A 23,542-nucleotide genomic window follows, 5' to 3' on the forward strand; every position below is an offset into this window, starting at 1 on the left:
ACACCTCAACGCGGGAGATGCCTGGACGAGCGGATCGCAACGACTGCAAGGATGCAAACGACGGCCAGAAACGCTACCCATACCAGCTCCGGATGTCGTTCCGTAAGAGATCGCGTATCGGGGCGATGCGTGTAGGCCGGATTCCTTTGCTCAGGACCTACGCGGGCGGGCGCGCTCTGGTTTGTGAACTGGATCGTGCGAGCAAAATCGTACTCGGGCGCGGCAAGGGTTGAGTCTCCGTAGAAGAGTGTCAGGGAATCCATCGAGGTGGCGTTGAAGCAGAGCCTTCGCTGGCGCATCTGCAGCTCTACCGCAACGATGGGCAGCGGCTGGTCGTCCCCATTGTTGACGGTCACCTCTACCTCGGCCGAGCTCTGCAGATTAGATCCGAGCGTGGCCGGTACGCTGAGCTGCTGCTGATTGATCTCCGTTCCAGCCTGCGTCAGGCGCACCCGGAATATATTTCCGGAGAGTACCTCTCCCGCCGAAGCCGGCATGCCGGAGGCGTGATCGCTGATGACCACGTTACGACTGAAGTTATCTCTATACCCCGAGCTCAGAACGAAGTAGACCCGTTCGATTGGGACATGTTTCGGAAGTGCGAAACGGGCAACCGTTTGACGTCCACGCTGGCTGACGGAGCGCGTTTCCACAGCAGGCACAAAGACGGTCTGAGCCTCGCGGCTGGGCGGAACAGATGCTCCTCGCACTATGCGAGGTGAGAGTTGAAGACGGCGCACTCCAGGAGCAGGTGAGATTCTGAGTTCTACATGCAGATAGGGGAAGGTGGACTCCTGCAAGGGCAACGTGGTGCTGCGGGAGAGATGCTGAGAGGTGAGATCGAAGAGAGTAAATTCGCCGAGCCAGGTTCCGGAGATCTTACCGGGCTGATCAACTCCTGTCACCGTTGCCACTGCCACATAGTCGGTGGCAGCGAGATCCAGCACGACCGCAGTATAAGGACGGCGAGGCATAACAAGGTCGAAGCTGACCAGGTGTTCCCTGATTCCAAGATTCAAGACACGTGCCGGTTCGGCATCGGGCTGAACAGGCTCGCTGAGCGTGATGGCGTAAGGAACCTCTCGCGGGGCTGCCGTCTGCGCGAACAATCTGAGGTCTCGGAGTGATCCCGCCGCATGCGCGAAGGTCGCGGCGTCCAGTACCGCACAGTTTTGCCCCACTGCCGTTGGCACAATTGCGCGCTGATACAGAAAATACTGCCGCTGCGCCGTGACGGTCGTTGCTGGATTCGCACCAGCCTGCCAGAACAGCAGAAGGAGGAGAGAGATCAGTTTCACCGGCTGTTTCCTATGTCTTCCGATCCTCGTTGTGGATTCTGTTCCTTCAAGGCGAGCCAGTCTTTCTGATACGCGAAACTTACCGTCATCAGAAGGACACCCAGACCCAAGAAGCTGACAACGCGGTATCCCTGGCTCAGGTTACGCATGTCGTAGAGAAAGGTTTTGCCGATGCTAAACACCAGAAGGATCAAAGCCTGCCAGCGAATGAAGGAGCTACGCTTCCAGAAGCCTGCCGCAAGAAGAACCGCTCCGTATGCCATTAAGAATGCAGAGACGGCGAGTGCCCGCTGAAGCTCCGAGTCGAGATTTGCCAGCGTCGCTGGCCAGAGAGATCTGATCTCGCGAACGCCTGTCAGAATCGCAACCAGGTTAGCTGGTATTACCGAGCCTCCGGAAAGCTGCAGCCAAACCAAGCTCGCCCGATCTGTCAAAGCGACGCGCAAACAAATCCAGGCCATCCCCGAAAGAGTTGCCAGACCCAGCAGAGCCATCGCGAAGTCAGTGTTCCAAAACGGGGTACTACTTCGTGCGCTCATGGTTGACGCAATCTCGCGCAGGCTGATGAGGACAGCGAGCGCATCGAGCGCAAGTGCGGCTGCCAGCGCAAATCGTGCCCAAACATCCTGACCGGGATTGGTCTGTTTCGCCCGCCATGCGAGCCAAAAGGCTAGCGAGAAGGCTACAGCGGCGCTGATTGCAGTAGCGAGGTTGCGGTTAAACAGTGTTGCCCTAGTCCCAGTGTCATACCAGAATGGCAGTGCGAAGACACTGGAGAGCCCCAGGACCAACGAACCCGCCGCAAGCCAGAGCAGGACCTTGCCGGATTCAGAGGACGACAGCGCCGCTTCGACGGAGGTGTCACGCGAAAGGGAGATGCGAACCGCGACCCAGAGGAGGGCTACTCCTTCCATCAGCCAGCCGACCGTTATCCAATGGCCACTCGCCTTAAGCGGTATGGCGATGGTGAGGAAGACGACCGCAAGCGAGAGGTGAATCGCAGCAGGGGTGGCAGATTGTGGAAGCCGGGCGATTAATAGATAGATCGCGGCGAAGATGAGCATAAGCCACGGCAGGAACCAATGACGACCCGAGTCCTGCATCACGGAGTACATCGCGAGGGAGCCGAATGCTGCATCCCCAAGAGGAAGGATGACGGAACGAAAGGAACGTGCGAAACGCCCGGGCAGATATTGAGAGGCAGCCTCGTTGCCACGGGTCTCAAGTGGGACGGTTGCAAACAGCAAGAAGAATAGCCCCACGAACACTGATGTGATCGAGAAGGCCGACTCCTCATAGAAGCTGGCATACCAGAAGATGAAATACAGGACGGTTGCCGGGAATGCGCCTGCAAGCAGTCGGTACCACGGCTTTATTCGCGCCAGCGCGACCGTCGCTGCATCGATGGCCAGGAGATAGGTGAAGAGAAAGACTTCATGGTTGCCGCCACTTGAAAGCAGCAACGGCGTTGCCAGACCACCAGCCAGGGCGTAAGCAGCAAGAAGCTCAGCATCCTGTGCCCAAGCCATATAGGCATTCCAGGCAGTAACGAGAATCATCCCTCCCAACGCAGCCGAGGGCGGTAACAGATGGTAAAGCTGTTGCGCCGCCCACAAGGTCAGATAAAGCACACCCGAGCCAATCGCCTTCAGCGAAAAGGAGAAGACAGGGAATCCCCTGCGCCGGAAATGTTCTGACCAGAGCACGACCCCGGCTCCTGCGATGAGCCCGATCAGAACCCGGCCAATCGGACCGATCCACTGGTTATCAATCGCCAGCTTCAGAAACCAAGTGACACCGATCATCAATGCGATGATGCCGATGCGATTGAAGACCTGCGCTCCCAACCTATTTTCCAGTGACAGCGACGGGGCAGCTATCTCCTCTGTGACTGGTTGAGTCTCCACCAGCGGAGGTTCGAGCCGTGGAGGAGGCGCCGGACGTTCAGGGCGGGTCTTGGGTTCGCGAATCGCGCCTGTTGACCGCATATCGGCCAGCTCTCGCTCCAGCGCTTCAACACGAGCGGTAAGCAGCCGCAACTCTGATGCGACGGAACTCTCGTCCTTACTACTCTCATTCGGCTGCCCGAGGTGCTCCAAGCCCATGGCAACTACTCTACTGCGTGCGCCGGTCGAGTGGCATGGAAAACTCGCAGTTGATAATCTTCACGCATGGCAGAGCAACCTTCCCGTCGAATTCTCATCGTCGATGACGAGGCGATGATCCGCGAACTGCTGGAACTTCTGCTGGCACGAAGCGGCTATATCACTGATCAGGCGGAGTCCCCCGAGGACGCGCTGAAACTCCTCGAACAGACGAGCGAGCCGCCAACTTCCATGCTCATTGATATACAGATGCCTGGGATCTCCGGAGGCGCCCTTGCGAACCGGATTCGTTCCGTATGCGGCAGCAACATGCGGCTGATTGCCATGAGCGCCAGCGAGCCCGAGGAGACCCAGCTGAAGCAATTCGATGCCTTCCTCAGAAAACCGTTCAACGAAGACGAGCTCAACAAGGTCCTCAAGGGCGACAGAGTTGTTGTTTCGGAGCCGGCGCTCAAGCCACACACTACCCCAGTTCTGAATCCAACGATTTATCAGAAATTAGCTGGATCCATGAGCCGAGAGAATCTCGATCAGCTGTACCAACTCTGCCTAAGCGACTGCCGACGGCGGATGGATCTCCTTCATCAGGCATTCAAGAGGAGTGACGAGGTGGAATACAGAAGCCAGGGGCATGCAATTCGGGGTAGCTGCGGGATGGTTGGAGCGGCAGAGATGGAGTCGCTCGCATGGTCTATCGAGAAGGAAGGTTTCGCAGCTGATTCCATGGATACACTCAAAGATTTGATGTCCGCCTGCCAACGCCTTGAAGGTATATTGGGCGAACGCAGAGTTTCCATCAACGATGACGACTATATAAGAGGGGGCGAGGAGAAGACGGTATGAAGGAGTCCGAAAAGACGCTTGTTGAGAGATCAAACGGAAATTCGCGGATTCGAGTCGTCATTGCGGACGATCACCCGGTCGTTCGGTTTGGAGTCCGCAACATGGTTGAGCACGATTCAGCGTTCGAGATTGTCGGCGAGGCGGAAGACGGAGATGTGGCCATCACCGAGACGCTGGAACTCGAGCCGGACATCCTGCTTCTGGATCTGCTGATGCCACGGCTTCCAGGCCTGGAGGCGATGCGCGCCATCATGGACCGCTCGCCGCGAGTGAAGATCATCCTCTTGACCAGCACCATCTCAACGCAGCAGATTATCGAGGCCCTGCAGATTGGCGCGCGCGGAATTATCCTCAAGGACTCTGTAGCCGGAGACCTCACAAAGGCGATGCGAGCCGTCCAGTCAGGTGACTACTGGATTGGCGGAGAGCGAGTGATGAACCTGGTCGCGGCTCTCAATGACCTGGTCAAGAGAGCGGCTGCCGCCCCTGAGAAGAAGACCTACGGTCTGACTCCTCGCGAGCTTAATGTCGTCACCTGCATTGTGGAAGGCTGCAGCAACAAAGACGTCGCCAAGCAGTTCTCTATCAGCGAGGAGACCGTGAAGCGCCATCTTTCGAACATCTTCGACAAAACCGGCGTGTCAACGCGCCTGGAGCTGGCATTGTTCGCCATCGCACATAAACTCGTCAGCCTGGATGCCTAGCTCGAACGCGTCGATCTACTTCAGTAAGATAAGTACATGAGCGAGCAACCTGTCCCTACTGAAACGATCGTCGATCTGGCGGTCATTGGCGCTGGCCCGACCGGTATGGCTTGTGCTATCGAAGCCCAGCGAGCAGGATTCAGTGCGATTCTGATCGATAAAGGCTGTCTGTGCAATTCGCTCTTCCACTATCCGTCCAACATGACATTCTTTACCACTCCGGAGTTGCTGGAGATCGGAGACATCCCCTTCCCCAGCCCCAACCAGAAGCCTAACCGGGACGAGGCGCTGGAGTATTACCGCAAGGTTGCGGAGCACTATCAGCTCGACATCCGCGCCTACCAGACTGTAAAGCAAGTCACCGGGAGCGACGGGAACTTCACGGTTCACACACTGGACCGCTTTGACCGTCCGCTGGCGCATAGGGCACGCAAGCTGGTCATCGCAACCGGCTACTATGATCTGCCGAACTATCTGAATGTTCCCGGCGAAGAGCTGAACAAGGTCTCCCACTACTACCATGATCCTCATCCCTACTTCGACATGGATGTCCTCGTCATCGGAGGCAAAAACTCAGCTGCGATTGCGGCGCTCGATCTGTGGCGACATGGAGCGAAGGTCACTCTGGTTCATCGCGGGGCAGAGATGCATCGCCATGTGAAGTACTGGATCCTTCCGGACATCAACAATCGGATCAAAAATGGTGAGATTACGGCCTATCTCTCCAGCGCAGTCGCTCGTATCAATGAAGACACGGTGACCTTGGCAACCCCTGAAGGGGAGCGTACGCTGCCAAATCAGTTTGTATTTGCGCTTACCGGCTACCAGCCCGACTTCAGCTTTCTCGAGGGTCTTGGCGTTCGGCTGGATGAGAAGAACGATCGCTGCCCCGCATGCGATCCACAGACTCTGGAGAGCAATGTGCCCGGGATCTATCTCGCCGGTGTAGTCATCGCCGGCGAGCGTACGAACGAGATCTTCATCGAGAATGGCCGTTTCCATGGCAAGCAGATCGCAAACGATCTCGTGTCCAGGAATGTCTCGGCTGTGGCGTTCGATTAGCGGTAGGCCTGCTGGAACGCTACCCAATTACTCTGCGCAGGAATCCACGAATCCCAAGCCAGGTCAGCAGCAGCAGGAAGAACACCAGCATGCCGAGAATCAGGAATGGATTCATGTGCGGCAGCGTCGGTGTAAGCGCAGAACGCAGGCCTTCGCTCATATAGACGATCGGGTTCACCAGCACACCAATCTGCAGCCAGCGGATCTGGCCCAGCGCAGTCCAGGGATAGTAGACACAGCCCAGGAAGGTGATCGGCATAACGACGACGCCGAAGATGAGGCCAATCTGTTTAGGTTCGACGGTCGTCCCGATCGTCAGACCGAGTGCGCCGGAGGTGACGGAGGCCAGAATCAGAATCACGATCAGATAAGGCCAGTTGTTGACGTGTGCTACCACCGGCGTCGAAGGGATGTAGTATGCCAGCGGGAACACGACGATGGCAGCAATGATGCTTTGCATCGCGGAGAACAGAATCTTCTCGATCGCCACAGCCGGGACAGGCAGCGGGCACATCACGCGATCATCGATCTCTCGGGTAATTCCAAACTCCTGTGCCAGCGGAAGCGCCACCGCCGCGATGCCACTGAACATAATGGCGACGGCCATCAGCCCTGGCAACAGGATCGTGCTGAAATTATTACCCATCGCCGCAGCGGTGGGGTTCATCGAAGCGCCTCCGCTCATATGCGGCATGATGAAGGTGAAGACGAAGAGGAAGAGCATCGGGTTCATGCAGACGCGAATCACAAACGGAAAGATCTCCCGTCGCAGAACGTGCAGGTCGCGCAGAAACAGTCCAAGGAAGGCGCGCAGATACTGCATCTTTACAGACCCGCCCGCAGTGACGGGAGAGGGCGCTTCAGTTTCGATGGTAGCCAGCTGGGTCATAGGGAGATCTCAGATTACTCGCGAAGCTCTCGTCCGGTTAGACGGATAAAGACCGTCTCCAGACTAGGCTCTGTGATGGTAAGGTCGCGGAGACCATAGGGGTTCGCAGCATGAACGACCTCCGACAGCAGCCCTTCGGTCCCTTCGGCGAAGATACGCAATCCCTTCTGTGTAGTCTCTACACTGGCAATGCCGGGCTGCCGCTCAAGCTTTTGAAGAAGTTCGGGAGCGTTCTGCAGGCTGCGGAGATCCAGTTCATAGATCCGTTGCGCACCGACAGAGTTTTTCAGGGCTGACGGCGTATCTTCCACCAGAATCTTGCCATGATCGATGATGGCAACGCGATCACAAAGCTCATCCGCCTCTTCCATATAGTGGGTCGTCAGCACCACCGTAATCCCCTCTTCCCGCAGGTTCTTCACCGCCTCCCACATCGCAATCCGGCTCTGCGGGTCGAGTCCGGCGCTCGGTTCGTCGAGAAAGAGCACCTTTGGATGATGTGCAATCGCCCGGGCGATCTGCACACGCTGCGCGAGGCCGCCGGAGAGTTGCGAAGGATAGGCCTGGGCGCGCTCGGTCAGGTGAAACTGCTCCAGAAGTCTTTCCGTACGCTTATGAGCGTCGAGGCGGGAGAATCCGAAGTAGAGGCAGTGGAAGTGGATGTTCTCGTAGATGGTGCAAGCACGGTCGAGAGTGTTGTATTGGGGAACAACTCCGATGCATCGTCTTGCCTGCGACGGCGACTTCACAACGTCGATACCTGCAATCCGAACGGTTCCGGCCGTCGGGAGTGCGCGAGTGGTGCAGATACTGATGGTCGTGGTCTTGCCCGCGCCATTGGGGCCCAGAAATCCATAGAGCGCCCCTTCGCGTACGGAAAGGTCGATTCCATCGACAGCCACAACCCGCTGCTTGCTGTCGTAGACCTTTCTTAGACCTTCTATTTCAACAATCAAGGCATCCTCCGCCGTAAGCACCTGTCGCGCTAGTTGAAGTGTAGGCCCTCTCTTGACGTGTTGGAGTGAGGCCCAGCCGATTCCCAGATGCCTGCCTCAAGCCGCGACGACACCAGATTGTACTCGGAAAGGCAAAGGGCTCTTTGTCACCCTTTCCAGAGATGCCCGGTCGTGCTTGGATGTTGCAAAACCAGCGGGAACTTTACCGATCGGCGTAGAATATACCAATGTCGCGTGGATGGGAGAGTAAATCCGTGGAAGAACAGCAGGCAGAAGCCGCCGCTCCAAAGCCGGAAGCCCGGGACAACAGTGCAGAGATTGCCGAGCGCAAGCGCCGCGTACAAGCGCTCGAAATGCAGCGCGAACGCATTCTCTCCGAGCGCACGTCGAGTCCACATCGTCGCTCTGCCCTGACCTATGCTTTGGCGGATATTGAGGAGAAGCTCGCCGAGCTCGGCTGGACTGTGCATATGTAACCTGCACCAGCCCTGCCGACTCGCCGGTAAAGCCCGCCGCTTCTCGCGCGCGATCAGCCGTGGCGATGAAATACCACTGAGTTTGCCTGGTCGATCGTAGTCATCACGACCGTGTGGATATTTACATGTGGCGGGCGCGATGCCGCCCACACGATTGCATCCGCAACATCTTCCGGCTTGAGCGGTGTAATGTTCTGGTAGACCTTCGCTGCTCTCTCTTTGTCCCCTCGAAAACGAATCTCGCTGAATTCGGTCTCAACCATGCCTGGATCGATAGAAGTCACTCTGACGGCTGTTCCCATTAGATCAATCTTCAATCCTTCACTGATGGCTTTTTCCGCCGCCTTGGTCGCGCAGTACACCGCACCGTTGGCGTATGTCATATAGCCAGCAGTCGACCCCATGTTCACAACGTGACCGCTCCCGCGCTCAACCATGCCAGGGACGATCGCACGAGTGACATAGAGAAGACCCTTCACATTTGTATCGATCATCTCTTCCCAGTTTTGCGGATCGTCCTCGTAGACCTTCATCAGGCCGCGGCTGAGGCCGGCGTTGTTCACCAGCACATCGATCGCCCTCCACTCCTCAGGCAAGGCCTTCAGCGTCTGCTCCACCGCACTCCGCTGGCTGACGTCCAGGCTGAAGGTATGAACTCCGGCCGCACCGGCTTCCGTCAACTCCGTTTCAAGGTCTTTCAGCCGATCTTCACGACGAGCACAGACCGCGACCCGTGCTCCCTCTCGTGCGAACGCAATCGCCGTCGCGCGCCCAATGCCGGAGCTCGCCCCAGTCACCAATACCGTTTTTCCACTTAGATATCCCATATCTATCCTTTATAAACAAAAGGCCGGGGAGTGGATAAGCTCCCCGGCATTGTTCGAGCGTTAGCCTGAAGTTAGGGCTGCGGTGGATTCGAGACTCCTCGGGAACCCGGAGCCGGTTCTGGAGCGGGAGCAGGAGCAGGAGTCGTATCTGCATCCGGTCCCTGTTGCTGCACGCCGATAGCCTCTCCCGAGACCACCAACTGCACGCGCCGGTTCAGCGCACGGCCTTTTGCCGTATTGTTGTCGGCTACGGGCTTGGCCATCCCATAGCCCGTAGCAACAATGTTGTTTGCCGATACACCCTGCGTCACAAGGAAGTCCCTTACGGCGCCAGCACGATTCTCCGAGAGCTTCTGGTTGAACTCCGGGCTGCCGGTGCTATCCGTATAGCCCTCAACCTGGAGCTTGAGACCGGGATACGCCTGAAGGATTCCCGCAACCTTTGCCAGGCTTATCTGCGTAGCGGGTTTCAGAGTGTATTTGCCCGTATCGAACAGAACATCCGACATGTTTACGATCAGGCCGCGAGCTGTCTCGCTGGTTGCCAGGACGCTATTGAGCTGGGCCAGCAGACGCTCTCGGGCCTCCTTGGCGGTGTCGGCGTTCTTCTGCGCCATATTGGCCTGGGCCTGAGCCTGCGCCGCCTGCGCTTGAGCCTGGGCTGCAGCGGCCTCGGCGCGGGCACGCTCTGCATCGGCCTGAGCCTGGGCTGCTCGTGCTCTCTCTGCATCCAGCGCCGACTGTTGTGCCTGCAGTTGCGCCTGCTGCTGCGCCATCTCTGCGTTGTGCTGCCGTTCCGCCGCCTGCCGACGAAGCGTTACCAGCCGCGCATCTTCAGCCCGCTGGACCGCCTGCCGAGCATAAGTAATGCCCATCTTTGTGTCGCGCTTTTTGCCCGAGAGGATGTCGGTGGCATTTTTCAGATCCAGCATGGCTTCGCCGTAAATATCCTTCGCGTATTTATCGGCGCCTGCCTGCTGCGCGATTCGCAGCGCATTGTTCGCCTCATACAACTCCAGAGGCATGTGCTCGTCCCGTGTGATCGGATCGATCACCGAGTTGGCGCCGCCCGTCTCCGCGTAGGTTCCTCGCGGCAGCAGCATGTAATGTGCGTTAACCTTCTCGAGCACGCCGTTTGTCTTGTCCTGGATGATCTGATTTTCCAGCACCACAAGATCACTGGGTTGCGTGACCGAAAAGTAAGGCTCGGCTGTAACCACCAGACCAAAAGATTGCAGTGCCGTCGTCACCGTAATGTTGTTTTTCGTCCCAGCGGGCAGAATCTCGCCAAGATTATTAGGACGTCCATCCGGCGTGATCGCCCACAACACGTAGGTAAGGTATTCGCGGCCGAAGCCATTGGCCGGAGTCAGACCTTCGAACCGGGCGTCGATCGTGATGCCCCCACGTTCGCTTGTAACTTTGGCTTCCCCCTTGGCCATAGGGAGCAAGGGCGTTCCCTTGAAAGCGATTCTGGTCGACCCGCTGCGATGCAGGTAGTTCACCGCATCCAGATCGCGTTGCACGACTTTGACCCGATAGAGATAAACGCCTTCCGACGATTTCGTAATCTTGTTGTCATCCGGAGGAGCCTGCTGCGCCATAGGATTGGGCTCCTGGGCGCGTAACTGAACTCCACGAACCTCTATGAAACCAATAGCAGCAAATATGAGAGCAGCAACCAGGGCCGCTCCAGACTTCGTCTTCGACATTTACGTTCTCCTTCGATCAAAGGCAGTCTACAAAGCGAACGTCTCCATATCTTCTTTCGGAGCGGCGCCTGCTGGTCTTTCCTTTTATGTTGCGATGCCCGACCGGAGAAAAAAGTAGTCTGCTGAACGCTTTGCCGGTTGCCACGAGGCTGTCTGCAAAAACAAGAAGGAGCGAATCTCACACCTCGCAGGATGAGATTCGCTCCTTTTTGCCGGCTGTACTAAGCCGAGTGCTGATGGCCGTTTGGGCGGTGAACAAAGTGGTAAGGGGGCCAGGGACCAGAGAGCTGCATCTGGCATTCCTTCATCTGCTGCATAGCCGAAGTGTACTTGTTCTGATAACGCTCGATCGTCTTGTTGTCGATCAGGTGGGCGATATCCAGAAGCATCTTGCCGGATTCCATCCGTTTGCACGTAATCTCTTCGGCGAGCGGGAGGAACATGCGATGCATCTGTACGGAAAGAGCGCGCGCCTTGGACTGACGCTCTCTCTGCCGGCTGGCGCTCTCGCGAAGACTGGTCAGGTATTGCTGGCCCACAGTCATATCGCGCAGAGTGTTTCCCGGACATGTGTCATCAACCAGAACCTTCAGGTGCATCTCCGCCTTACCCCGTAGCCGTTCTACATTGGCCAGGAAGTGGCGTTGATTGGAACGGACGGAGCGCCGCAGAGCATCGTCATCCTCAAACGTGGTTCCGAAGCGAAAAGGTAGGACCGTGGAATGCTTAAAGCAGTCAGCGATCACGCGTGCGTGGTCTTTTTGGGATTGCTGATCAATCCGGGCGCTATCTTCAGCATTATGCTCCGAAACGATCACTGCAAGATCACTGGCTGGAAAGAGAAACGTCTGATTTCCAAACAGACCCGTAACTCCGGCCAGCGGCATCGGACGACGATGCCTACAAAGCTCCGGAAAGGCCTGTCTTTCTGCAATGCAATAGGCGTACCATGCCATCGTTTTTTACCTTCCCATGACGCACGCAGGGCTTGAACCACCCCTGCAGGCAGTTGGTTATGTAATTCATACTGAAACGAAAGGTTTCGACAAGCTGTTCATTTACGACGCTTTCGCCTCCTGCACTTTGCGCGATAAGCGCACTGTACCGAAGCCGAAACGGATAGTAAGCCGATGGAACAACGGTTGGCAAGCGTTTTTACCTGAAAAAATGCACCGAAAGCCGAGCACATGCATCTTTGGCAACCTGCAAGCGTCTCGTTCCGTTCACTTTTCAACAATAAAGAGGGCTGAGCCGTCCATCGAACGGCTTCCTGGCTGGCAACTTCTATTTACCGTCCGATCCTTCGCCCTGGAACAACCTGTGAGCCGTAAGATGCTTCCAATCCAAACAGTTACCCCATTCAACCCGACAATGGTCCCCCTAACTCTATTGCAACCAAAGTAGGAAGAATGAAGCTATCCCTAAATCTCGAGCTCGTCCTTCGCCGTCTGCGCCCGTTGCGCCCGTTCCTGGCGATCAGCCTGTTGGCAGCCCTCCCCCCTGTCGCCGTTCACGCGCAGGACAAACCAGCAACGCCAGCCCCGGACGTCATCATCTTCAAGAACGGCGACCAACTCAGCGGCAAGCTGGAACGTGGTGTGGGAGACAGTGTTGTCTTCAAAAGCGATGTGGCGGGCGAAGTCACCGTATCGATGGATAAGGTGAAAGAGCTCAGATCCAGCAGCAACTTTGTCATTCTGCGCAAAGACGAGAAGATCACCCACGCTCCGAAGCAGGCTACGAATATCACGATCGAGAACGGCGAGGTCAAACAGACCACCCCCACCGGAGCCCCTGAGACCGTAGCCGGAAAAGATGTGGGCTACATCGTCGACGGGGAGACCTATAACCAAGAGCTGAACGGTCATCCGGGTTTCTTCAGCGGATGGGATGGCTCCGTGACCGGCGGCGCTACGGTCCTGCAGTCAAGTTCCTATGGACAGACTTACACCGCCGCCGTCTCCTTGATACGTGCCATACCCTCTGTCGCTTATCTTCCGCCCAGAACCCGCACCACATTCAACCTGCTTGAGACCTATGGGAAGTTGACGCAACCGGTCATTCCGAATCCGACAAACCTGCCGGCATCGGAGGCGAAAACCAGCATCTTCCATACGGATTTCGAGCACGATAAGTACATCACGCCGCGTTTCTACATGCTGGGCAACCTGTCCTACGATCATAACTTCTCACAAGGCCTGAACTTCCAGCAGATCTACGGTGTTGGTGCCGGTTACACCGTCTTCCAGACCGCGGTCCATCAGCTGGACCTGAAGGCCGATATCCACTACGAGCAGCAGAAATTCATTCAGCCCATCCAGCCTGCTCCTCCTGCGGTGCAGTTTCCGCTCACCCCCGACCAGAACCTGATCGGTTCAACCTTCGGCGAAGCCTACCGGCGCGCGCTTCCCGGTAAGATTCAGTTGACCCACAGCGGCACCTACATTCAATCCTGGAATAACACGAATGCATGGTCCGCGATCGGTTCTCTCGGCCTGGCTCTTCCGGTCTACCATCGGTTCAGCCTCAGCGTGAATCTGCTCGATAACTACCTGAACAATCCGGCACTTGGATACAACAAGAACAGCCTGCAGTTCGTCACGGGAGTTACTTACAACTTCCACTAAACGACCGGATAGCAAAGAATGGGCGGTCTGGATCAGATTTCCGGACCGCCTTTTCTTTGGGATCTTCTGATTCTGGAGTCAAATACCAGGACCGAACGACCTTACTTCCCTCTCAGGATGTGCTCTACCGGGTCAGGCATATCTTTATCGGCATTCTTCAGAAGAAGGCTGACCTGCCACATCTCGGTATCGGAAAGGACATGCTTGAAAGCCGGCATTCCGGTAAGCCGTATTCCATTGGACACTCGCCAGTACGTCTCTCCCGGGTCGTCATCGCTTACACCGACCACCCCTTTGCTGCCATGCTTCTTCCAGAGTTGCGGAGCTGAAGGATACATGTATCTTGCATAGGGGACGTCGTGTCCCGGGGTGCCGTGGCATTCCGCACACTGTGTCCGATAGATCTTGGCGCCTGATTCGAAGACATCTTCACTGATCCCGAACGGCGGGTCCTTCTTCTCGCTCTCGATCCGACTATGGAGCGGAATCCGGACAATCTGCTTCTCCATCAGAAAAGGGGCGTCGGCGACCGCGACCGGAAGACTGCCGAAACGCATGTAGGCATACCCTGCCGCCACCACGGCCAAAACGCCCAGGAGAAATCCCAACACCAGCTTGCCGAAACCGCCGCCTCCACCCTTTTTAGCCAATTTGATGTCCTTTCCACGCCTTAAAACGAGAGGGAAGCCCTGCTCTGTCCGTCGAACGGATGTTGCGGATGTTCTAATAAGAGTTGGCCGCAGTTCGACTTCCGGCGGCGCGCCGCAGTTCCACCATAGCAAGAGCTCAGCTTGTGCAGGAGTAATCGTTGATGTTCGGTTTCAGGTTTAGTGTGAAGTTTGCGGCAGCCGCTTTGGCCGCCGTGTTCGTTGCAGGCGGAGCGGCCCCTCTTCAGGCCCAGTTTTCGCGCAGGCGTGAGACGAATGCGAATCGTAGAGCCCGCATCGAACGTACCATTCAGGACACCTATTCCCACCAGTGGGAGCTTGGAGGCGGCGGCGGTTATCTTCGCTTTCGTTCCGGAGAACTCCTGCAGAAGAATAATGAAGTGACCTTCTGGATGTCGGCAACCCGCTTCATGACCCCGAAGTTCGGTATCACGGGAGACGTTCGCGGAGCCTACGGCCACGCCAAGGTCGGCAACACGATCTACAACATCAAGAACCCGCAGATCTCGCAGTACACCTTCATGGCCGGTCCGCTCTACCGCTTCTACACCGGCGAAAAGGCCGCGGTGAGCGTCTTCGGCACCGGGGGTGCCGGAATCGGCAAATTCGATAGTGGATCCAAAGGCATCCCCGCAGAGAACCTTGGCCTGTGGCCGTCAGAGACTCGCGCGGTGTTTTCCGTCGGAGCCAACCTGGATTACAACTTCTACCCGAATCTTGCAGTCCGCATCACGCCAACCTATCTGGGCTCCACCTGGGGTGGAACGATTCAGAACAATATCGGCGTAAACATGGGTGTTGTCTACCGCTTCGGACGCATCAAGTAGGCTTCGTAGCTTAGATTGGAAACACGACCGAACCGCAGCCTCAAGAGATCTTGGCATGCGGTTCGGTCATGTTTTTGGGGTCTAGAATCTCGGCTATCTGTTCTTCACTGAGCAGCTTCTTCTTTCGCGCCAGATCGACGATCGAGCGGCCCGAGGCAACCGACTCCTTCACCAGCTCCGCGGCCTTGCGATAGCCAATATAAGGATTCAGCGCAGTCGCGAGCGCAATCGTGCTGGAGGCGTAAAACGCATTGCGTTCCTTGTTCGCCGTGATACCCCGAATGCAGTAAAGATCGAGCTGGCGCAAGGTATTGGTAAGGACAGTGATGGACTGCAAGGTCGCGTGCGCCATGGCAGGCATCATCACGTTCAACTCCAACTGGCCTGCCTGCACCGCCATCGCCACCGCAGTGTCGTTGCCGACGACCTGGAAGGCCACCATCGCCGTCAGCTCTGCAAGCACGGGATTCACCTTGCCGGGCATGATGCTCGACCCGGGCTGCAGACTGGGCAAGTGAATCTCGTTGAAGCCGGTATTCGGGCCGGAGGAGAGCAGCCTGAGATCATTGGAGATGCGGATCATCTCCAGCGCTAAACCCCGTAGTGCTCCAGAGATGTCAGCCATGGGAGCGCACGACTGCATTGCGTAACGCAGATCGTAAGCCGGATGTAGCTCCAGCCCTGACAGCTTTGCGAGCCTTGCCACGGCCTTGAATCGGTAGTCAGGATGAGTATTGAGGCCGGTTCCGACCGCTGAACCTCCAAGACCGAGTGCGTGTAGCGTGACGGCGTTGCGCCGGATGCTGGCGGAAGCCTCTTTGATGGCCACCGAGTAGGCGGCGAACTCCTGACCAAGCGTGATCGGCACGGCATCCTGCATGTGGGTGCGTCCGGCTTTGAGGATGTCCTTGAACTCCTCGGCTTTGGCGGAAAAGCTTCCGGCGAGTGATTCAAGTACAGGGTAAAGCTCCTCGAGAGCGAGCAACGCGCTGAGACGCATCGCTGTCGGAAAGACATCGTTTGTCGATTGCCCGTAGTTCACATGGTCGTTCGGGTGAACTTTCTTATAGCTCCCTAGCTCCTCCCCGAGGATCTGGTTGGCGCGATTCGCCAGCACCTCGTTGGTGTTCATGTGCAGGCTCACGCCCGCTCCCGCCTGAAAGACATCCACCATGAAGTGCTCATGATGCCTGCCGTCGAGAACCTCCTGCGCGGCCTCGACGATGGCTCTACCCTGCTCCTCTGTAATCAGGCCCAGCTCGGTATTGGCCTCTGCCGCCGCAAGCTTGATCATCGCGAGGGCACGGATCAGGAAAGGGCTGGCCTTCAGTCCGCTGATGGGGAAGTTTCCGACCGCGCGGGTGGTCTGGGCTCCATAGAGCGCCTCGGCCGGGACCTCGACCGGGCCTAAAGAATCGCTTTCGTTTCGCAGCTTTGACATCGCTCAGTCTCCTGCAAATTGGATGTCGCAACATTGCGCAAGGCTTACAAGCTAAACCTCAGAAATGCATGGGTGCCCACCTCGTCATTCATTCTCATCAGTTCTGACACGAAATCATCAACCGCCGCAGCCTCAATCGCTGAATGCATCGTGACGATTTGACCGGTTCCTCGTAGAGTGCCTGCTAATAAGGTGAGTGTTATCGCCATGTGGCCTGCGCGATCAACCATATATAACCGCACGGTGGCGCCCCCGGATCCATTGTTATCGAGATCGCCTATTTCGACGTCACGAGCATCGGCCGATGCAGTCGGGAAGCTCCTTAATCCTTCTGCAAGCTCTTTCAGAGCACCATAGGAGAGGTACATATCGGCAGTTCCGGCAAATTCGCCATTCGACGCGGACACTCGCGCTTCAACGATATCGTTATCTCTCCAGATCAGTTTGATCAGTAGTCCTCGCTTCATCATGCCCTTTCGATAAACGCGCATCTGCGCCAAAGTCCACGACAACGATACTTGGAAAACTCTAAAATGATGGTGCCATGGCCACCATCAAGCAATCCGACTTCATCCAGTCTGTCGCCGATGCCCTTCAGTACATCAGCTACTACCACCCTGAGGATTTCATCACCAACCTGACCCGCGCCTGGGAGCTCGAGCAGTCGCCTGCGGCCAAGGACGCGATGGCACAGATTCTGATCAACTCGCGCATGTGCGCCGAGGGTCACCGTCCCGTCTGCCAGGATACCGGCATCGTGACGGCGTTCGTGAAGGTCGGGATGGAGGCGCGCTGGGACAATGACGGCCAGCCTCTCAAGACCGTGCAGCAGATGGTTGACGAAGGTGTGCGCCGCGCTTACATGCTTCCGGACAACAAGCTGCGGGCCAGCATCCTGGCCGATCCAGCATTTTCGCGGAAGAACACCGGCGACAACACGCCGGCGGTCGTCTCGGTCGAGATGGTCGAGGGCGGCGATGTTGACGTGACGGTCGCGGCCAAGGGCGGCGGCTCGGAGGCGAAGTCGAAGTTCGTGATGCTGAATCCGTCGGATTCGATCATCGACTGGGTGGTGAAGACGGTTCCGACGATGGGCGCCGGCTGGTGCCCGCCGGGGATGCTGGGCATCGGGATCGGCGGGACGGCGGAGAAGGCGATGGTGATGGCGAAAGAGTCCCTGATGGACCCGATCGACATGCAGGAGTTGATCGCGCGCGGACCGCAGAACAAACTCGAGGAACTGCGGATCGAGCTCTACAACCGGATCAACCAGCTCGGCATTGGAGCGCAGGGCCTGGGCGGCCTGACGACCGTGCTCGATATCAAGATAAAGGACTACCCGACGCACGCGGCGAATCTTCCAGTGGCGATGATTCCGAACTGCGCGGCGACGCGGCATGCTCACTTCCATCTCGATGGATCAGGTCCAGTGGCACTGGAGGCTCCGTCGCTCGATGCCTGGCCGGAGCTGACCTACGACGCATCGAGCGCCCGGCGGGTCGACCTGAACACGGTTACCCGCGAAGAGGTGAAGACGTGGAAGCCCGGTGAGGTTCTGCTGCTGAACGGCAAGCTGCTGACGGGCCGCGACGCCGCTCATAAACGCATGACTGACATGCTGAACCGCGGCGAGAAGCTTCCGGTCGACTTCACCAACCGCTTTATCTACTACGTCGGCCCGGTGGACGCGGTACGCGACGAGGCAGTCGGCCCGGCGGGCCCGACGACGGCGACCCGGATGGACAAGTTCACTCGGCAGATGCTGGAGCAGACTGGCTTGCTGGGCATGGTCGGGAAGGCCGAGCGGGGTCAGATGGCGATCGACGCCATCGAGGAGTTCGACGCCGTTTACCTGATGGCCGTCGGTGGTGCAGCCTATCTCGTGTCGAAGGCGATCAGGAGCTCCAAGTTGCTGGGCTTCGGTGATCTGGGCATGGAGGCAATCTACGAGTTCGAGGTGGTCGACATGCCGGTGACGGTGGCGGTCGACTCGAAGGGCGTCAGCGTCCACAAGACCGGTCCCGTGGAGTGGAAGGCCAGGATCGCGGGGGAGCTGGGCGGGGTTCCGATCCTGCAGTAACCCCCCCGTACATTTTTGGGCAAAATCTTCAAAGCATTAGATTTAGGTCTGGACCTCGCCCGCATCTTCAGACTATGAGACCAGAACCTGCTTACCCGCCTTGCGGAAAGAACGCTCCTCAGTTGGGAGCGTTTTGCTTTAAACGGTCAAATCCAGAATAACAAGGTGAGGCCGGTGAATCGGCAATTCTATATGACTGAATCAGCAGCTTTTAGGAGGCACAGCGGATTGACAGACTTATCGGCAGGCCGTGATTTCCTTCAGGCCTGAATCCGCCGAGTCCTTCTCAAGGGAACTCGGATTGAGCAGGCGCGGAGGACGGAACTGGACGTACTGCGGGGTTGAAGGCCGGGGGGAGATTGCCTGATATAAGGTGGGAGAATGCGTTCAAAGCTGGACCCCTGGAAGACAGCGACTCTCGTCTGCGCGGCTCTTGCAGCGATTTTCCTGATACCAAAGCTATTTCTGACGGTGCCTTCGATCTCCGCTTCTTATGCGTTCGGGTATAACAACCGCGTCGGCACACTCGTTTTACTGGCAGTCCTATTTCTCGGCACCTTTTTGTTCCGAACAGATTTTGTAATGCCGTCACAAGACTCCGTTATTCCGAAGTCGCTGATACAGCGCTGGATGGTGATCTTCGCAGTCGGCTGGGCTGCCATGACCGCATTCGATCATGGATTCGGAGGCTTTGGGGAATCCGCCTACCTGATCGATCGATTGAACCTGGTTGCGAAGGGCGCTGTTCCTTACCGGGACTTCGAGTTTGCCTACGGACCAGCGTTTCTCTACCTCCCAAGAATCTTCATGCTCTTCCACCTCAGCGCAGAGTACAGCTACGCGATCTTCTGGTTGCTGACGCTGCTGACAGGGGTCTGGCTTCTCTCGCAGACACTAACGATGATCCGGTTTCCGTCTGCGCACAAAGCCGATATCTTTACGCTGCTCTGCACCTTCGCACTTATTTCGGTGCTGACGACGGGGACGAACTATACGTTATTTCGGTTTATGCCGGGACCATACCTCGCCCTGATCGTAGACCGGAGCTACGGGACGGGTTCCGGGCGAAGCAGAGTTGCTCCCTTCGCTGCAATTCTGCTGGCGACGATGATCCTGCTGTCGATCTCGCCCGAGATCGGCCTTGCCTTCATTATGGGATGCGTGGCTTACTGCGTGCTGCTTGAAGCCGACTGGTCCATCGGAATCGCATTGCAGTATGTCGGCCTGCTGGCATCGCTCGCGGTGGTGCTCTATGGTGCAAGCAGACTGGGCATGTTCTACACGCTAAAGATGTTCTCGGGAGGAGCGTATAACTTTCCGATCCTCCCGGCAGGACACCTCCTCCTGTTCTTCTTCATGTGCATGCTGGTGGCGTTATATGTCGCGGAGGCTTTACGAGCAAAGCAGGGGGACCGAAGCCTGCTGTTTGTGATCGCTGCGTCGGCAGGAACGCTCTTCGCGGCTCTGGGCCGCTGCGACCCCGGGCACGTTGGATTTGCCGCTGCAGGGATCGTCCTTGCAGCCTCCCTTCTCGCCTCGGACGCGCCTCTCTGGAAGACGTATCGAGCCTGTTTCATCGCCTTCTTCCTGATACTGCCGACGGTGTCGGGCGTGTGGCTTTACAAGGGTCTGCTGCGAACTGCTGTATCCGCTGATCGGCATCTTCAAGCGATGAGCTTTCCACAGAAGATCAAAGCTCCTTTTGCGTACAGCCCAAATCACCTGGGGATGTCGCAGGCGGGAGTGGATGAGGGGTACTTCGACGGTGTGGTTAATGTCTTCACACCAGATGCGGTGAATCGGAAGATCACGGAGATCTCGGACTCTCCTTCTCTGCTGATTCCAGAGGATTTCAAAAAGCGCTGCACCTTCAATCCGATGGGCGAAAGAAAGCTGATCGAATTGCTGTTCGTGCTTCCATACTTCGCGCATCCGAAGCACGTTCCTGAAACGCTGGAGCCTCTTTGCACGTACATCGAGGATCATTACAACAAGTCCAAGAGCGTCGGTTACGAATACGATGTGTGGACGGCCAAGTAGTTGTGAGGAGCGAAGCAAAGATTACCGCGATCGATAAAATCTCGACACTCTAATCTCTGAGTAATAGGCAGAGCAGGGATCACTGCGGTTTATCGCTTGCGGAGTATGCGGGAGAGTGCATCGTGCCGGAGGAGCTTCCGAGGACGTTCGAGAGCGCGCCCGTATCTCAGCGGCTGATGCGGTGCGTTTAACATTGCGGTTCGCGCGCTGCGCGAATGGCACACTCGTGCGATGGAGCCCCAGGAATGGGCACCCGCCCCCGGCTTTGTGAATCTGGCTAGCGGACCTGCCCGGCGGAGTTTACGAGGTTGACGTTGGAGAGGACGGCGGTGTCGGAAGTCGCGGGCAGGTGCGAGGTGAAGCCGATGCCCACGTAGAAGGGTCCGTCGAAGTGGAGGCGGATGGGAGGGCCGAACTGGTGGAGCGGCTCGCCTTCGACCGAGATGTAGAGTGCGATCTCATCACCGCGCTTTTCGAGACCGATGCGTTTGGGATGGAGGGTGGTCAGGCCGTTGGAACTGGAGGGAAGGCCGACGGCGGAGAGGCGGTACTCGTAGTCGCGCAAGCTGGCTCCGCGGGTGAGGCGGGCAGCAAGGTGAACCATGCCGGTGCCGTGCTGCCCGGCCATTGCCTCAGGTGCGTCGTCGTCGAGGTTCTGGCGGATGATGAGAACGGCCTTGCGGTCGTTGTAGCCGTTCGGGTTTGGAAAAGAGACGTCGGCAGCAAGTGAAAGGTCTCCTGACATCCTCTTCCAGAGGAAACGGAACTCGTCGCGCGAGTACCAGATGTTGTAGCCGGCGGAGTGGATGGTGTACTGCTTCGTCGCTGGATCGTAGCTGGCAGAGCCAGGGACGAGAGCGGAACCGACGTCGGCTTCTCCGTCGAAGATGCCGATGCGATTGTTGAAGATCTTGCTGGGGCGGTGGAAGTCAGCGGGAGGTGGGACTTGTTTATGGGTAGGCGAGCCGGGCTGGGCCCAGTCGGGAACCTCAGGGGTCTGCTGGGCGTGGAGGGTCACAGTGGCCAGTGCGAGGATGAGGAGGGTTTTCATGGCAGGAGAACTTTAGCAAAGAGAATTGCGCAGAAGGTGCGAAGAAAAGCGGACCTCAGCGGCTAAACCCACTTTCTTTGTGGACTGGGTGGCAGGCTGAAGCCATCCCTGTGACGCTGCGGTTCGCGCAATGCGGGCATGGCCCACTCACGATGAAGCCTGCATAATGGACCCGCGGCACACGGCAATCAACAAAGTCTTCGATTTGACTCGATAGTCGCCTATCGATATAGTCGGATTCCGACACTAAGCTGAACATATATGCGGCTGGAAACGAGGGATGTATGGAATTCATCCGACGTAGATTTCACGCTTGTGGGAGCGTCATCGTCTTTTTGTTTGGCCTTACCGCGCATCCGCAGATGACGACTGCGCAATACGACAATGCGCGAACTGGTGCAAACCTGAAGGAAGAAACGCTGACGCCACAAAACGTCAATCAGAGACAGTTTGGAAGACTCTTCACGTTGAAGGTGGACGGAGATATCTATGCTCAGCCGCTCTTTCTGGCGAACGTTCAAATTCCTGGAAAGGGCCGACACGACGTCGTGTTTATTGTGACAGAACACGACAGCGTCTATGCCTTCGACGCATACGGCAAGCCTTCAACGCCGCTATGGCATGTAAGTTTTGTGAAGGATGGCGTGACTACGGTTCCCGCCAGGGATGTCTCCTGTCCATTTACGCAGCCGGAGGTTGGAATTACCTCGACCCCGGTGATCGATACAAAGACCGGGACTCTTTATGTGCTGGCTCGCACAAAGAAGACGAGCCTCCCTGCTGACGAGCAGTATCGTCAACATCTTCATGCGCTCGCGGTGACTTCCGGCAGCGAAAGATCTGGCGGCCCCGTAGAGATAGAAGCTTCGATGGATGGAAACGGCACGGGCACCAAGGGTGGAAGCATGGCGTTTGAACCGTTGCGGGAGAATCCACGAGCCGCTTTACTGCTATCGAACGGCCTGGTGTATCTCACCTGGGGCTCATCCTGCGATGTGGGACCCTATCACGGCTGGGTGATGGCGTACGATGCCAGGAGCCTGAAGCAGAGGGCGGTCTTCAATACGTCTCCCGATGCGGATGACAGCGGAATATGGGCGAGCGACACGGGCCCGGCAGCGGACAAGGATGGGAATATCTTCGTTGCGACGGGTAATGGGCAGTTCGATGTAGCGAGTGGGGGGAGGGACTACGGAGATACTCTCCTCAAACTTCGTACTGATGGCCGAACCCTGAAACCGGCTGACTATTTCACGCCTTTCAACGCCCGCGAACTCGATGCCAAGGATCATGATCTTGGTTCGGGCGGGCCTATGCTGTTACCGGATCAGTCGGGAGAGCATCCGCACCTTGCAGTGATCGGTGGAAAAGGCCCCATGATTTACGTGGTGGATCGCGACAACCTTGGTCATTTTCATCCAGGAAGCAACAGCCATGCGGTGCAGACGATTTCAATCTCACGCGGCATCTACGGATCGATGGCGTATTGGAACCACAATGTCTATGTCCTCAGTGATCACGACTCACTTCGCGATTTCGAGGTAAAAGACGGAAAGCTCATCTTCAAAGCCGCCAGCAGCTTCAAATTGGAGGATCACGCCGCAACGCCGACGGTATCTGCGAATGGCAGTAAGAACGGGATTGTCTGGGTGATGAGTTCGAAAGGCTGGGCTTCGCCTGACAGGCGAGCGGTTCTTTATGCTGCGGACGCTTCAGATATCTCTCATCTGCTCTATGCCAGTAATCAAAATTCCGCTCGTGACAGCGCCGGCTATGCCCTTCGTTTCGCGATCCCCACGATTGTGAGTGGGCATGTGTATGTTGGCACAAAAGGCGAGGTGGATGTTTACGGCCTGCTTCCTGCGAAACAATAACTATTCCCGCCTACGGCGCGGCTGAAGTCGTGGCCTTAACCGGCGGGTTGGCGCTTCGAGCG

At 57.2% G+C, this 23,542-nt stretch carries 20 protein-coding genes; 9 read left to right on the forward strand and 11 right to left on the reverse strand.

Annotation, left to right across the window (positions count from 1 at the left end; translation table 11 throughout):
* Positions 1 to 5: 5 nt before the first annotated feature.
* Together JAO29_RS00980 and JAO29_RS00985 are read right to left on the reverse strand one after the other, a co-directional pair.
* Positions 6 to 1,298 (reverse strand): hypothetical protein, encoded by a 1,293-nt coding sequence (locus JAO29_RS00980; protein WP_334266300.1) that lies wholly within the window; start codon positions 1,296 to 1,298, stop codon positions 6 to 8.
* Positions 1,295 to 3,403 carry a DUF2339 domain-containing protein gene (locus JAO29_RS00985; RefSeq protein WP_334266301.1) on the reverse strand — a complete coding sequence of 703 codons (2,109 nt, stop codon included), beginning with the start codon at positions 3,401 to 3,403 and terminating at the stop codon, positions 1,295 to 1,297. The genes JAO29_RS00980 and JAO29_RS00985 overlap by 4 nt, the downstream gene beginning before the upstream one ends.
* A gap of 66 nt (positions 3,404 to 3,469) precedes the next feature.
* Here JAO29_RS00985 and JAO29_RS00990 point away from each other — a divergent pair, with 66 nt between their 5' ends.
* Genes JAO29_RS00990 through JAO29_RS01000 form a run of 3 tightly spaced genes read left to right on the forward strand, consistent with a single transcriptional unit; the run spans position 3,470 to position 6,012 of the window.
* Entirely contained in the window at positions 3,470 to 4,246 is a 777-nt protein-coding gene (locus JAO29_RS00990) for an Hpt domain-containing response regulator (RefSeq protein WP_334266302.1), read from the forward strand.
* Complete coding sequence (locus tag JAO29_RS00995) at positions 4,243 to 4,950, forward strand: response regulator transcription factor (protein ID WP_334266303.1); 708 nt, start codon at positions 4,243 to 4,245, stop codon at positions 4,948 to 4,950. The genes JAO29_RS00990 and JAO29_RS00995 overlap by 4 nt, the downstream gene beginning before the upstream one ends.
* Before the next feature lie 36 nt (positions 4,951 to 4,986).
* On the forward strand, positions 4,987 to 6,012 hold the full coding sequence (locus JAO29_RS01000) for a YpdA family putative bacillithiol disulfide reductase (RefSeq protein ID WP_334266304.1): 1,026 nt from the start codon (positions 4,987 to 4,989) through the stop codon (positions 6,010 to 6,012).
* A 19-nt stretch (positions 6,013 to 6,031) separates the two neighbouring features.
* Here JAO29_RS01000 and JAO29_RS01005 read toward each other — a convergent pair whose 3' ends face one another.
* Together JAO29_RS01005 and JAO29_RS01010 are read right to left on the reverse strand one after the other, a co-directional pair.
* Complete coding sequence (locus JAO29_RS01005) at positions 6,032 to 6,901, reverse strand: ABC transporter permease (RefSeq protein ID WP_334266305.1); 870 nt, start codon at positions 6,899 to 6,901, stop codon at positions 6,032 to 6,034.
* A 14-nt stretch (positions 6,902 to 6,915) separates the two neighbouring features.
* Positions 6,916 to 7,857: an ATP-binding cassette domain-containing protein gene (locus tag JAO29_RS01010; protein ID WP_334266306.1), complete on the reverse strand. Its 942-nt coding sequence runs from the start codon at positions 7,855 to 7,857 to the stop codon at positions 6,916 to 6,918.
* Positions 7,858 to 8,111: 254 nt separating this feature from the next.
* Between JAO29_RS01010 and JAO29_RS01015 the strand changes: the two genes are divergently transcribed.
* Complete coding sequence (locus JAO29_RS01015; RefSeq protein ID WP_334266307.1) at positions 8,112 to 8,333, forward strand: hypothetical protein; 222 nt, start codon at positions 8,112 to 8,114, stop codon at positions 8,331 to 8,333.
* A 53-nt stretch (positions 8,334 to 8,386) separates the two neighbouring features.
* On the opposite strand, the gene JAO29_RS01020 is transcribed toward JAO29_RS01015, so the two are convergent.
* The 3 genes from JAO29_RS01020 to JAO29_RS01030 form a co-directional block, all read right to left on the reverse strand.
* Positions 8,387 to 9,160 (reverse strand): SDR family NAD(P)-dependent oxidoreductase, encoded by a 774-nt coding sequence (locus JAO29_RS01020; RefSeq protein ID WP_334266308.1) that lies wholly within the window; start codon positions 9,158 to 9,160, stop codon positions 8,387 to 8,389.
* A 71-nt stretch (positions 9,161 to 9,231) separates the two neighbouring features.
* Positions 9,232 to 10,872: an OmpA family protein gene (locus JAO29_RS01025; RefSeq protein WP_334266309.1), complete on the reverse strand. Its 1,641-nt coding sequence runs from the start codon at positions 10,870 to 10,872 to the stop codon at positions 9,232 to 9,234.
* 221 nt (positions 10,873 to 11,093) lie between these two features.
* Positions 11,094 to 11,828, reverse strand: a complete 735-nt coding sequence (locus JAO29_RS01030; protein WP_334266310.1) for a GvpL/GvpF family gas vesicle protein — start codon at positions 11,826 to 11,828, stop codon at positions 11,094 to 11,096.
* A 453-nt stretch (positions 11,829 to 12,281) separates the two neighbouring features.
* Here JAO29_RS01030 and JAO29_RS01035 point away from each other — a divergent pair, with 453 nt between their 5' ends.
* Positions 12,282 to 13,499 carry a DUF481 domain-containing protein gene (locus JAO29_RS01035; RefSeq protein WP_334266311.1) on the forward strand — a complete coding sequence of 406 codons (1,218 nt, stop codon included), beginning with the start codon at positions 12,282 to 12,284 and terminating at the stop codon, positions 13,497 to 13,499.
* Between the two features lie 101 nt (positions 13,500 to 13,600).
* Here the strand turns inward: JAO29_RS01035 and JAO29_RS01040 are convergent, their stop codons facing one another.
* Positions 13,601 to 14,149 (reverse strand): c-type cytochrome, encoded by a 549-nt coding sequence (locus tag JAO29_RS01040; RefSeq protein WP_334266312.1) that lies wholly within the window; start codon positions 14,147 to 14,149, stop codon positions 13,601 to 13,603.
* Positions 14,150 to 14,310: 161 nt separating this feature from the next.
* Between JAO29_RS01040 and JAO29_RS01045 the strand changes: the two genes are divergently transcribed.
* The gene (locus tag JAO29_RS01045; protein ID WP_334266313.1) at positions 14,311 to 14,994 is read left to right on the forward strand and encodes an outer membrane protein; all 684 of its coding nucleotides are present in this window, start codon (positions 14,311 to 14,313) and stop codon (positions 14,992 to 14,994) included.
* Positions 14,995 to 15,034: 40 nt separating this feature from the next.
* On the opposite strand, the gene JAO29_RS01050 is transcribed toward JAO29_RS01045, so the two are convergent.
* A complete protein-coding gene (locus tag JAO29_RS01050; RefSeq protein WP_334266314.1) occupies positions 15,035 to 16,435 on the reverse strand; it encodes an aspartate ammonia-lyase in 1,401 nt (466 codons plus the stop codon).
* A 44-nt stretch (positions 16,436 to 16,479) separates the two neighbouring features.
* The gene (locus JAO29_RS01055) at positions 16,480 to 16,926 is read right to left on the reverse strand and encodes a hypothetical protein (RefSeq protein WP_334266315.1); all 447 of its coding nucleotides are present in this window, start codon (positions 16,924 to 16,926) and stop codon (positions 16,480 to 16,482) included.
* Positions 16,927 to 16,979: 53 nt separating this feature from the next.
* On the opposite strand from JAO29_RS01055, the gene JAO29_RS01060 reads away from it, so the two are divergent.
* A complete protein-coding gene (locus JAO29_RS01060) occupies positions 16,980 to 18,515 on the forward strand; it encodes a fumarate hydratase (protein WP_334266316.1) in 1,536 nt (511 codons plus the stop codon).
* A 381-nt stretch (positions 18,516 to 18,896) separates the two neighbouring features.
* Positions 18,897 to 20,555, forward strand: coding sequence for a hypothetical protein (locus tag JAO29_RS01065; protein ID WP_334266317.1), 1,659 nt, complete (start codon positions 18,897 to 18,899; stop codon positions 20,553 to 20,555).
* Positions 20,556 to 20,832: 277 nt separating this feature from the next.
* On the opposite strand, the gene JAO29_RS01070 is transcribed toward JAO29_RS01065, so the two are convergent.
* Entirely contained in the window at positions 20,833 to 21,606 is a 774-nt protein-coding gene (locus JAO29_RS01070) for a biopolymer transporter Tol (protein ID WP_334266318.1), read from the reverse strand.
* 284 nt (positions 21,607 to 21,890) lie between these two features.
* On the opposite strand from JAO29_RS01070, the gene JAO29_RS01075 reads away from it, so the two are divergent.
* Positions 21,891 to 23,480, forward strand: coding sequence for a hypothetical protein (locus JAO29_RS01075; protein ID WP_334266319.1), 1,590 nt, complete (start codon positions 21,891 to 21,893; stop codon positions 23,478 to 23,480).
* Positions 23,481 to 23,542: the final 62 nt, after the last annotated feature.

The organism is Edaphobacter sp. HDX4, from assembly GCF_036877565.1.
In the GTDB taxonomy this organism is placed as follows: Bacteria; Acidobacteriota; Terriglobia; order Terriglobales; family Acidobacteriaceae; genus Edaphobacter.

Excerpts from the sequence above, each read along its gene's own strand:
- JAO29_RS00985 (WP_334266301.1), bottom strand. The coding sequence starts at position 3,403 with ATGGGCTTGGAGCACCTCGGGCAGCCGAATGAGAGTAGTAAGGACGAG.
- JAO29_RS00990 (WP_334266302.1), top strand. The coding sequence starts at position 3,470 with ATGGCAGAGCAACCTTCCCGTCGAATTCTCATCGTCGATGACGAGGCG.
- JAO29_RS00995 (WP_334266303.1), top strand. The coding sequence starts at position 4,243 with ATGAAGGAGTCCGAAAAGACGCTTGTTGAGAGATCAAACGGAAATTCG.
- JAO29_RS01000 (WP_334266304.1), top strand. The coding sequence starts at position 4,987 with ATGAGCGAGCAACCTGTCCCTACTGAAACGATCGTCGATCTGGCGGTC.
- JAO29_RS01005 (WP_334266305.1), bottom strand. The coding sequence starts at position 6,901 with ATGACCCAGCTGGCTACCATCGAAACTGAAGCGCCCTCTCCCGTCACT.
- JAO29_RS01020 (WP_334266308.1), bottom strand. The coding sequence starts at position 9,160 with ATGGGATATCTAAGTGGAAAAACGGTATTGGTGACTGGGGCGAGCTCC.
- JAO29_RS01025 (WP_334266309.1), bottom strand. The coding sequence starts at position 10,872 with ATGTCGAAGACGAAGTCTGGAGCGGCCCTGGTTGCTGCTCTCATATTT.
- JAO29_RS01030 (WP_334266310.1), bottom strand. The coding sequence starts at position 11,828 with ATGGCATGGTACGCCTATTGCATTGCAGAAAGACAGGCCTTTCCGGAG.
- JAO29_RS01035 (WP_334266311.1), top strand. The coding sequence starts at position 12,282 with ATGAAGCTATCCCTAAATCTCGAGCTCGTCCTTCGCCGTCTGCGCCCG.
- JAO29_RS01045 (WP_334266313.1), top strand. The coding sequence starts at position 14,311 with ATGTTCGGTTTCAGGTTTAGTGTGAAGTTTGCGGCAGCCGCTTTGGCC.
- JAO29_RS01050 (WP_334266314.1), bottom strand. The coding sequence starts at position 16,435 with ATGTCAAAGCTGCGAAACGAAAGCGATTCTTTAGGCCCGGTCGAGGTC.
- JAO29_RS01055 (WP_334266315.1), bottom strand. The coding sequence starts at position 16,926 with ATGCGCGTTTATCGAAAGGGCATGATGAAGCGAGGACTACTGATCAAA.
- JAO29_RS01060 (WP_334266316.1), top strand. The coding sequence starts at position 16,980 with ATGGCCACCATCAAGCAATCCGACTTCATCCAGTCTGTCGCCGATGCC.
- JAO29_RS01065 (WP_334266317.1), top strand. The coding sequence starts at position 18,897 with ATGCGTTCAAAGCTGGACCCCTGGAAGACAGCGACTCTCGTCTGCGCG.
- JAO29_RS01070 (WP_334266318.1), bottom strand. The coding sequence starts at position 21,606 with ATGAAAACCCTCCTCATCCTCGCACTGGCCACTGTGACCCTCCACGCC.
- JAO29_RS01075 (WP_334266319.1), top strand. The coding sequence starts at position 21,891 with ATGGAATTCATCCGACGTAGATTTCACGCTTGTGGGAGCGTCATCGTC.